Source organism: Psychrobacillus sp. FSL K6-1415, assembly GCF_038003185.1.
In the GTDB taxonomy this organism is placed as follows: Bacteria; Bacillota; Bacilli; order Bacillales_A; family Planococcaceae; genus Psychrobacillus; species Psychrobacillus psychrodurans.
Genome location: NZ_JBBOOQ010000001.1, coordinates 4,252,172 through 4,261,911 on the forward strand (window position 1 = coordinate 4,252,172; position 9,740 = coordinate 4,261,911).

10 protein-coding genes are annotated in these 9,740 nt (G+C 34.0%); all 10 read right to left on the bottom strand.

Annotated features, from left to right (window positions below; all coding sequences use genetic code 11):
- Nucleotides 1–39: 39 nt before the first annotated feature.
- Nucleotides 40–876, bottom strand: coding sequence for a ParB/RepB/Spo0J family partition protein (locus MKY60_RS21010; protein ID WP_340931046.1), 837 nt, complete (start codon nucleotides 874–876; stop codon nucleotides 40–42).
- On the bottom strand, nucleotides 869–1,630 hold the full coding sequence (locus MKY60_RS21015) for a ParA family protein (RefSeq protein ID WP_090567320.1): 762 nt from the start codon (nucleotides 1,628–1,630) through the stop codon (nucleotides 869–871). The genes MKY60_RS21010 and MKY60_RS21015 overlap by 8 nt, the downstream gene beginning before the upstream one ends.
- A 136-nt stretch (nucleotides 1,631–1,766) precedes the next feature.
- On the bottom strand, nucleotides 1,767–2,639 hold the full coding sequence (gene noc / locus MKY60_RS21020) for a nucleoid occlusion protein (protein ID WP_090567318.1): 873 nt from the start codon (nucleotides 2,637–2,639) through the stop codon (nucleotides 1,767–1,769).
- A 91-nt stretch (nucleotides 2,640–2,730) separates the two neighbouring features.
- A complete protein-coding gene (rsmG, locus tag MKY60_RS21025; protein ID WP_093495572.1) occupies nucleotides 2,731–3,447 on the bottom strand; it encodes a 16S rRNA (guanine(527)-N(7))-methyltransferase RsmG in 717 nt (238 codons plus the stop codon).
- Between the two features lie 23 nt (nucleotides 3,448–3,470).
- The gene (gene mnmG, locus MKY60_RS21030) at nucleotides 3,471–5,360 is read right to left on the bottom strand and encodes a tRNA uridine-5-carboxymethylaminomethyl(34) synthesis enzyme MnmG (protein ID WP_093495573.1); all 1,890 of its coding nucleotides are present in this window, start codon (nucleotides 5,358–5,360) and stop codon (nucleotides 3,471–3,473) included.
- A 22-nt stretch (nucleotides 5,361–5,382) separates the two neighbouring features.
- Complete coding sequence (mnmE, locus tag MKY60_RS21035; protein ID WP_093495574.1) at nucleotides 5,383–6,768, bottom strand: tRNA uridine-5-carboxymethylaminomethyl(34) synthesis GTPase MnmE; 1,386 nt, start codon at nucleotides 6,766–6,768, stop codon at nucleotides 5,383–5,385.
- A 326-nt stretch (nucleotides 6,769–7,094) separates the two neighbouring features.
- Nucleotides 7,095–7,844, bottom strand: coding sequence for an RNA-binding cell elongation regulator Jag/EloR (gene jag, locus MKY60_RS21040; RefSeq protein ID WP_093495575.1), 750 nt, complete (start codon nucleotides 7,842–7,844; stop codon nucleotides 7,095–7,097).
- Nucleotides 7,841–8,611 carry a membrane protein insertase YidC gene (yidC, locus tag MKY60_RS21045; RefSeq protein ID WP_090567303.1) on the bottom strand — a complete coding sequence of 257 codons (771 nt, stop codon included), beginning with the start codon at nucleotides 8,609–8,611 and terminating at the stop codon, nucleotides 7,841–7,843. Before yidC ends, jag begins: the two co-directional genes overlap by 4 nt.
- A 65-nt stretch (nucleotides 8,612–8,676) precedes the next feature.
- Nucleotides 8,677–9,024, bottom strand: a complete 348-nt coding sequence (gene rnpA, locus MKY60_RS21050; RefSeq protein ID WP_090567300.1) for a ribonuclease P protein component — start codon at nucleotides 9,022–9,024, stop codon at nucleotides 8,677–8,679.
- Between the two features lie 63 nt (nucleotides 9,025–9,087).
- The gene (gene rpmH, locus MKY60_RS21055; protein ID WP_090567297.1) at nucleotides 9,088–9,222 is read right to left on the bottom strand and encodes a 50S ribosomal protein L34; all 135 of its coding nucleotides are present in this window, start codon (nucleotides 9,220–9,222) and stop codon (nucleotides 9,088–9,090) included.
- Nucleotides 9,223–9,740: the final 518 nt, after the last annotated feature.

Below are 9,740 nucleotides of genomic sequence, written 5' to 3' on the forward strand. Positions count from 1 at the left end.
AATATAACCTATTCCTAGGCATGCCTAAGGAATAGGTTCTTAATCTTCTAATAACTGTAATATCCTTTCTAAATCATCATTTGAATAAAACTCAATTTCAATTTTACCTTTATCCTTGTTTTTAATAATCGAAACAGGAGTACCGAATATTTCTCTTAACTCTGATTCTTTTTCTTTAGTAAAAATGTCCTTTTGGACTTTTTTTGTTTCACGTGGAACATCTTCATTTAAACGTTGAACTAAAGATTCTAGTTGTCTAACATTTAAATTTTCCTTAATTGACTTTTGCATAATTAACGGTATAGTCTTTTTCTTCTTTAACCCAAGAAGTGCTTTCCCGTGACCCATCGATAAAGTCCCATCGGAGATTGCATCTCTGACAACTTGAGGTAAAGATAGTAAACGAATATGGTTTGCTATATGCGGTCTACTTTTTCCTAATCTAAAAGCAAGTTGCTCTTGAGTTAAGTTTAAATGTTCTATTAAATTTTGATATGCCTCTGCCTCTTCAATTGCTGTTAAATCTTCTCTTTGAAGATTTTCAAGAATCGCAAGCTCCATCATCTGCTGATCATTAAGTTCTCTTATAACAGCAGGAATTATTTCTAAGTTTGCTAACTGAGATGCTCTAAATCTTCTTTCTCCAACTACAATCTCAAATCTCGAACCTTTTTTCCTTAAAATAATTGGTTGCAGAACACCATGCTCTTTAATAGATTCGGAAAGTTCCTTCATAGCTTCTTCATCAAATATTTTACGAGGTTGAAATGGATTTGGTTTAATATCGCTTATGAGGATTTGTTCGACTTGCTCTAATTGGTCTAAATCTTCCCCAGGGAAAAGTGCATTGATACCCTTTCCTAATCCTTTAGCCATTACGGATCACTTCCTTCGCTAGTTCTAAATATACTTCTGCTCCTCTAGACTTCGGATCATAAATGATAATTGGTTCCCCGTGACTTGGTGCCTCACTTAGCCGTACATTTCTAGGAATAATTGTTTTATACACTTTATCTTGAAAGTATTTTTTTACTTCTTCAATTACCTGAATCCCTAAATTTGTCCGAGCATCGAACATTGTAAGTAACACTCCGTCGATAGCGAGGTTCTTATTTAAATGCTTTTGAACTAAACGTATTGTACTTAACAATTGACTTAAACCTTCTAAAGCGTAAAACTCACATTGTACTGGAATAATAATTGCATCAGAAGCAGTTAATGAATTAATCGTCAATAACCCTAGAGATGGTGGACAATCTATAACAATATAATCATAAAGGCCTTGTACTTCCTGTAATGCTCTTTTTAATCGAACTTCTCTGGAAATGGTAGATACTAATTCTATTTCTGCACCAGCCAAAGAAATAGTAGCGGGAACTATATGTAAATTCTCAACTTTTGTTTCTAGGATGGTTTCTTTAACACTAACATCATCAATGAGTACATCATAAATACATTGCTGAACCTCACCTTTATTGACTCCTACTCCACTGGAAGCATTTCCTTGTGGATCTATATCAACTAGTAATACTTTTTTCCCCAAGTATGCAAGGCAGGCACTTAAATTCACAGATGTAGTTGTCTTCCCTACCCCACCTTTTTGATTGGCAATTGCTATAATTCTTCCCACACTTGCACCTACTTTCTAGCTATATTAATGGCCACTATTACATTCTATCAAATTTTGAATGAAAAATGGGTGTTATTCTTGTTACAAAAGAAAAACTCTCGCAAATTAGTTGCGAGAGTTGAAATAAGATAGTATATTATGATTTCTTTTTAGGTATTTTTACCGTAATTTGATAAAACTCTTCTGTATCTTCTTCTTCAGTTTTAATGTCAATACCACTTTTAGTTACCATTGAGAGAGATTGTTTAATCGTATTTAATGCAATACGGACATCTTTACTTACTAATTTTCTTTTTGATTTATCCTTTTTACCACTTTTTACTGGTGGGTTAATAATTTCATTAACCTTTTCTTCTAACTGCTTCACATTCCAATGTTTTTCAATAGACATGTTCATCAGTTCTAGTTGCGTCTCTTTTTCTTTAACAGCCATTAAGGCACGAGCATGTCTTTCCGAAAGTTCTTTTTTCATAATAGATTCTTGAACTTCTTGAGGTAACTTTAATAATCTCAGTTTGTTTGCGACTGTAGATTGTCCCTTACCTAGACGTTGCGCTAATGCTTCTTGAGTTAAATCATGCAATTTCAATAATTTTTGATAAGCTACTGCTTCTTCTATTGCTGTTAGTTCCTCACGCTGTAAGTTTTCTATTAATGCAATAGAAGCAGTTTCTTTATCACTTAAATTACGGATTATTGCTGGAACCTCTGCCCATTTTAACTTAGTCATTGCTCTAAAGCGACGTTCTCCAGCAATTATTTCGTACTTTTCATCCTCATCCATCTTACGTATAATGATTGGTTGAATCACTCCGTGAGTATGAATGGTCCTTGCTAGTTCTTCTATTTTATCATCATCAAAAACAGTTCTCGGTTGGTATCTGTTAGGTACTATTTTATCAATTGAAATATTTAAAACTTCTTCTAAATGGGTTTGTCTTGGCTCTATCATTTCTTCCTGCCCTTGTTTTTCAGAACTACCAAAAAAACGTGAAAACGGACTTTTCATCTTACTCGCACCACCTTTTCGAAACTCTATACACAAAATATTCACGATTAAAGTAATTATACATTAAATGTTTCACGTGGAACGTTCCTCATTAAATAATTGGTGTTTTGTTTGGAATACCTGGTTTTCGAGGGTATCTTTTCGGTGTGCTTTTAGTTTTAGAAAAGACATACAACGTTCTTTCACTTTTTTCTATTGGTAACAGAAATGAATAATCTGCAGTTTTTTCTGCACCTAAAACGGATAACGCTTTAGAAGCATCTTTTAGTTCTTCAGAAGCGCTAGCTGCTTTCATTGCTATAAACTTCCCTCCAACTTTTACTAAAGGAAGACAAAGTTCGGATAAAACTGAAAGTCTTGCGACAGCTCTTGCAGTTACAATATCATAATTTTCTCTATATTCCTTGTTTTGTCCAAAGTCCTCTGCGCGAGAATGAACAAAATGAACATTTGTCAACCCAAGTTCCTGACTTAGATGGGTTAAAAACTGAATTCTTTTATTTAATGAGTCTACTATTGTGACACTTAAATTAGGAAAACAAATTTTTAAAGGAATACTAGGAAATCCTGCACCTGCTCCAACGTCACAAACAGAGTACTTTCCTGTGAAATCTTCATAAAAAGAAGCACTAATGGAATCGAAGAAATGTTTTAAATAAACTGATGCTTCGTCAGTTATTGCTGTTAAATTCATCTTTTCATTCCACTCCACTAGTAGCTTAAAATATATTTTAAATTGTTCTACTTGTTTACTACTCAGTTCTATTCCTTTTTTATGAAGGGCTTGTACAAATTGTTCTTCGTTCATGTAGTTCTCCTCATCATTTTAGACTATCCACTGATTTTGGCTATTTTTCCTTGTTCAATATATATAAGAAGAATAGAAATGTCAGCTGGATTTACTCCTGAAATACGAGATGCTTGGGCAATCGATAATGGACGGACTTGCATTAGTTTTTGTTTTGCTTCTGTAGCAATACCATTGATAGCATCGTAATCAATATTTTCAGGAATTTTTTTGTCTTCCATTTTTTTAAGTTTTTCTACTTGCTGAAGAGATTTTTCAATATACCCTTCATACTTAACTTGTATCTCTACCTGTTCTTTTTCTTCTAAAGATAATTCTACATCAGAAGGTGATAATTGGGCTACTAAATCATAATTCATTTCAGTACGTTTTAATAGGTCGGCAGCACGAATTCCATCTTTCAATTCGCTACCATCCACACTTCGTATTAAAGCTTGCGTTATTTCATTTGGTTTTATCATTATCAAACGTAACCGAGCTAACTCATCTTCTATTCTTTTCTTTTTCTCTAAGAATTTATTATAACGTGTTTCTGGAACTAAACCAATTTCATACCCAACTTCTAATAATCTTAAGTCCGCATTATCGTGACGAAGTAATAACCGATATTCTGCACGCGATGTAAGTAGACGATAAGGTTCATTCGTCCCTTTCGTTACTAAGTCATCAATTAATACACCAATATATGCATCCGATCTACTTAACACTTTTTCTTCTTTCTTTAGTGCTCGTAAACCTGCATTTATTCCTGCCATCAAGCCTTGTCCTGCTGCTTCTTCATATCCAGAAGTCCCATTGATTTGACCTGCTGTATATAAATTTTTTACTCTTTTAGTTTCTAATGTTGGCCATAATTGTGTCGGTACCATTGCATCATACTCAATTGCGTATCCGGCACGCATCATTTCTGCATTTTCAAGTCCTGGAATAGATGTTAGAAGCTGACGTTGTACATGCTCTGGAAGACTTGTAGATAATCCTTGAACATAAACCTCACGTGTATTTCTTCCCTCTGGTTCTAAGAAAATCTGATGACGTGGCTTGTCATTAAAACGGACTACTTTGTCTTCAATTGAAGGACAATATCTTGGTCCAGTTCCTTTAATCATACCAGAATACATCGGTGATAAATGTAGATTATCATTAATAATTTGATGTGTTGTTTCACTTGTATAAGTTAACCAGCAAGGTAATTGATCCATAATGAATTCTGTTGTTTCAAAGCTGAATGCTCTTGGAACATCATCTCCAGGTTGGATTTCTGTTTTGCTATAATCAATTGTTTTACTGTTTACACGTGGTGGAGTTCCTGTTTTAAAGCGAACTAGATCAAATCCTAGAGCACGGATACTGTCTGCTAATTTTATGGAAGGTTGCTGATTATTTGGTCCACTTGAATATTTCAAATCCCCAATAATAATTTCACCACGTAGGAATGTTCCAGTCGTTATTACGACTGTTTCTGCACGATAAATTGCTCCAACCTGCGTTTCAAGTCCTACAATTTTATCGTCTTCTACTATTAAGTCTTCTACTACAGCTTGATGAATAGTTAGGTTTTCTTGTTCCTCTAAAAGACGTTTCATCTCATGTTGGTATAATACTTTATCTGCTTGCGCACGTAGTGCCCGAACAGCAGGTCCTTTTCCTGTGTTCAACATTCTCATTTGAATATGTGTTTTGTCTATAACTTTTCCCATGGCCCCGCCAAGTGCATCTATTTCTCGCACAACAATTCCTTTTGCAGGTCCTCCGATCGATGGATTACAAGGCATAAATGCAATCATATCAAGATTAATTGTTAGAACTAAGGTATTTGCTCCCATTTTAGCAGCTGCTAATGCTGCTTCAACGCCCGCATGTCCCGCTCCAACAACAATCACATCGAACTTGCCCGCTTCAAACTTCGGCATGTTCGTAACTTCCTCTCGTTTTTTATTTTCCTAAACAAAATTGTGAAAATAGTTGATCAATCAAACTTTCTTCTACTGTATCTCCTGTTATTTCACCTAATATTTCCCACGTTCTAGTTACATCTATTTGTATCATATCCACAGGCACATCACTCTGTGCTGCTTCTAATGCATCTGTAATAGTAGATTTTGCTAACGTCAATAAAGATATATGACGAGCATTTGAAACATACGTCAGATCAGAAGCCTCGATTGTACCCTCAAAAAATAATGAGGCAATCGCTTCTTCCAATTCATCCACGCCTTCTTCTTTTAGTAAAGAAGTAGTAACAATACGTTTATGTCCAGACAAATTTCTTACTTCATTTATATCTATTTTTGTTGGTAAATCAGTTTTATTGATAATAACGATATAATCCATTCCTTTAATTGTTTCTAACAATCTTCGGTCTTCCATCGTTAACTGTTCAGCACTATTCAATACAAGCAATATAAGATCAGCTTCTGCTAGTACCTGTCTAGATTTTTCTACGCCAATTCTTTCTACAATATCTTCTGTTTCTCGAATACCTGCAGTATCAACTAATTTTAATGGAACACCTCGTACATTAACGTACTCTTCTATAATATCTCTCGTTGTTCCTGCTATATCCGTCACAATTGCTTTATTTTCTTGTATTAAACTATTTAATAGAGATGACTTCCCTACATTTGGTCTACCGATAATCGCAGTAGAAAGTCCTTCTCGTAGAATTTTACCTTGGGATGATGTTAAAAGTAATTTCTCAATTTCTTTGCTGACCCAAGTACACTTTTCGATCATCAGTGGAAGTGTCATTTCTTCTACATCATCATACTCAGGATAATCTATATTTACTTCTACTTGCGCCAAAGTTTCTAAAAGTGCTTGCCTTAATGTTGCAATAAGTCTTGATAATCGACCGTCCATTTGACCTAGTGCAACATTCATTGCTTTATCTGTTTTTGCTCTTATTAAATCCATTACTGCTTCTGCTTGTGACAAGTCAATTCTTCCATTTAAAAAAGCACGTTTGGTAAACTCACCGGGTTCTGCAAGTCGGGCACCGTTAATTAATACTAACTGTAGAACACGATTAACAGAAACTAATCCTCCGTGGCAGTTTATCTCAATTACATCTTCTCTTGTAAAAGTTTTTGGACCTTTCATTAAGGACAGCATGACTTCTTCTACAACCTCATTCGTTTTTGGGTCAACTAAATGTCCGTAATGAATGGTATGAGATGCCTGGTCAAATAAATCTTTTCCGTTTGGTGAACGAAATATCTTATTTGCTATAGCTATTGCACTAGATCCACTAAGTCTAACTATTGCAATGGCACCTTCCCCCATTGGAGTCGAAATAGCAGTTATTGTATCAAATTCCACAGTTGTCCACCTCCTTACAAATCCACACTTATCCACATGTGTATAACTAAAACGAACACGACTATCTAACATATAACAATACCATAAAACAACCAAAATCAGAAGTATAGATACTTTTACATATGTGAACAAAAATACCTAGCATTACAAAAATCATTTTTTTGAATTTTACTATTAATAATAGACTATTCTAGTTTTTCTCATTGAGTACTACTCATTTATTTTATTGTGACCAAAGACTACTCATATTTTTAATGCACTAATTTTTGTTAAACAGCAAGAAAAACGGACTTCAGTGTATTACTTAGCTGAAATCCGTTGAAAGATTATTTAATTGGTTCAATGACTAGATAACGATTTGGATCTGTTCCGACTGAATAGGTTTCTATATCTATTCGCACAGATAGTGCATTATGAATTATTTTTCGCTCAAATGATGACATCGGTTCAAATTCAACTTTGCTACCAGTCCGAATAGCTTTGTCTGCCATTCTTTCTGCTAGTTGCTCCAATGACTCTTGTCTTCTTTCGCGGTAATTCCCAACGTCTAATTTAATAATGATAAAGGAATTAGAAAACTTATTGGCAACTAGTTGTGATAAGTTTTCTAAAGCATTTAATGTTTGTCCACGCTTCCCTATTAAGATAGCCGCCTTCTCGCTATTCAGGTGAAGATGAATAAACTTTCCTTCTCTTTTCTCATTTATAACTAGGTCATCAATATGCATTTCTTTTGCAATCTCATTAATATAGTTTTTTGTTTCTTCTACTGCTTGTTCATTTGTTTCTATATTAATTGGTTCTTCTTCTATAACCGATTCTGTTGCGACTGTCTTTCCTAGTTCGGCTACTTCTTTAACTTTTTCTTTTTCTTGAACTTTTTCTACTATCACTTCTTGCTCTTTATTCAAAACAGTTACTTCAACAACTGCAGGCTTCGTTCCAAATCCAAGAAAACCTTTTTTACCTGCTTCCACTACCTTAATTGACACGTCATCTCTTGAAACACCAAGCTTTTCAAGTGCAACTGTTATAGCTTCTTCTTTTGTAGGTGCAGTTTGTGTAATCTGATTCATTTTTTTGGTCCTCCCGTTTTAACAGGTTCTGTTTTTGGTTTGTTCCAAGGTTTGTAAATGAATAAATTTTGAATGATTGAAATAATATTTCCAATAACCCAGTAAAGAGTCAAGGCAGCTGGTAATACGATACCAAATCCCATAATCATAAATGGCATAATATACATCATTAGTTTCATTTGAGGGTTATCCATAGCTGGACCTGTACGTAAAACAACTAATTGCATAAGACCAGCTAGAATAGCTAGGAAAATACTAGGTTCTGCTAATGCAAACCCTATAAAATCTCCAAGATTAATTTCGGGTGTATTATTCATACGACTAATTGCATGATAGAAACCGATTAATATAGGCATTTGAATGAATACGGGTAAACATCCAGCAGCAGGATTAATTCCTCTTTCTTTAAAGAGTGCCATCATTTCTTGCTGATACTTTTGTTGTGTGACAGCATCTTTTGAGCTATATTTTTCTTTTAACTTTGTTAATTCAGGTTGGACTTCTTGCATATTTTTAGAGCTTTTTGTTTGTTTAATCATTAATGGCAGCAATACTAAACGAATAATTATCGTTACCGCAATAATACCCAAACCATATGTCCCTAAGATTTCTTTAAAATAAGTTATAGACGATACTAATGGCCATACGATGTATTCATTCCAGAATCCTTCTGAATTATCATAGATTGGCTCATTAAATTCCGTACATCCTGCTAGTAAGGCAGTAGTTACTATTAATAATAGTACAAGTGATAAACGTTTATTCAACCTTCTTCCCCCTAATAAGTCTTATATATCTCTTCTTATTATCTTACCATTTCTATAAAAAGTTACTACAAACTTTTCTTCTTTAATACTTTAGCTACTTTCAAAACATGTTCCATACTTTTTTTTGTTTCATGAAAGTCTAACTTGGCCGCCGGATTTCTGGCGATAATAATATAGTCCATGTTTGGAAAAACTTGATCATGTATTTCAAGGAAGGTTTGTCTAATATATCGCTTAATACGATTACGGACTACTGCATTTCCTACTTTTTTACTGACAGATAATCCAACCCGATAATAATCTTCTTCTTTATTTAAGCAGTACACTACAAATTGTCTATTCGCGAAGGATTTACCCTTTTTAAAAATTGTTTGGAACTCTGCATTCTTTTTAATACGTTGTTTCTTATTCATCTACTCACCAGCTCCAACTAATCGTTTTAAAAGAAAAAAAGACCACTGAAATGGTCAGTGGACTTATGCTGATAATACTTTTCTTCCTTTAGCACGACGGGCTGCTATTACGCGACGGCCGTTTTTTGTACTCATACGTGCGCGGAAACCGTGATTTTTGGCACGTTTACGTGTATTTGGTTGGAATGTACGTTTCATCTATATGACACCTCCTGAGTGATCATCTTCAATCTTCTTAAGACAGTCTCCGATATTATATATAACTTATAGTGGTTTTGTCAATGACTTTCATTAACTCTCTTATCTATTTAGTAACAAGCAGTTATCCACAATTAGAAGAGAATCTATTTTTTGTCTTGTGCATAGAAAAATCTCACTAAAAATTATCCACAACACTTATGAACATATTTTTCACATATTATTCTGCTGTGGACAACTTGAATTGTTAATAATTAAATAATTGTGGATAACTCTTAAATTTCTTGTAATCTCAATGATTTTTTGTTACGATATTTGTGTTTTACTTTTTCAAAAATATTTCACCCTTTTTCTTTATCCACAGTTGTTAGTAATCTGTGGATAAGTTTATTCCCATAACTTTATAAAGTTTATCCACAATCGGTGGATTTGTGTATATGTCGAATTTTGTTATACATATTTAAATTTTTGAGAAAAGAGATTTAACTATCAAATCTATAGTAAAGGAGACTAGATAA

Bases quoted from the DNA above. Each gene is read 5' to 3' on its own strand.
- rsmG (WP_093495572.1), bottom strand. From the start codon at position 3,447: ATGAACGAAGAACAATTTGTACAAGCCCTTCATAAAAAAGGAATAGAA.
- jag (WP_093495575.1), bottom strand. From the start codon at position 7,844: ATGAATCAGATTACACAAACTGCACCTACAAAAGAAGAAGCTATAACA.
- rnpA (WP_090567300.1), bottom strand. From the start codon at position 9,024: ATGAATAAGAAACAACGTATTAAAAAGAATGCAGAGTTCCAAACAATT.
- mnmG (WP_093495573.1), bottom strand. From the start codon at position 5,360: ATGCCGAAGTTTGAAGCGGGCAAGTTCGATGTGATTGTTGTTGGAGCG.
- noc (WP_090567318.1), bottom strand. From the start codon at position 2,639: ATGAAAAGTCCGTTTTCACGTTTTTTTGGTAGTTCTGAAAAACAAGGG.
- MKY60_RS21010 (WP_340931046.1), bottom strand. From the start codon at position 876: ATGGCTAAAGGATTAGGAAAGGGTATCAATGCACTTTTCCCTGGGGAA.
- rpmH (WP_090567297.1), bottom strand. From the start codon at position 9,222: ATGAAACGTACATTCCAACCAAATACACGTAAACGTGCCAAAAATCAC.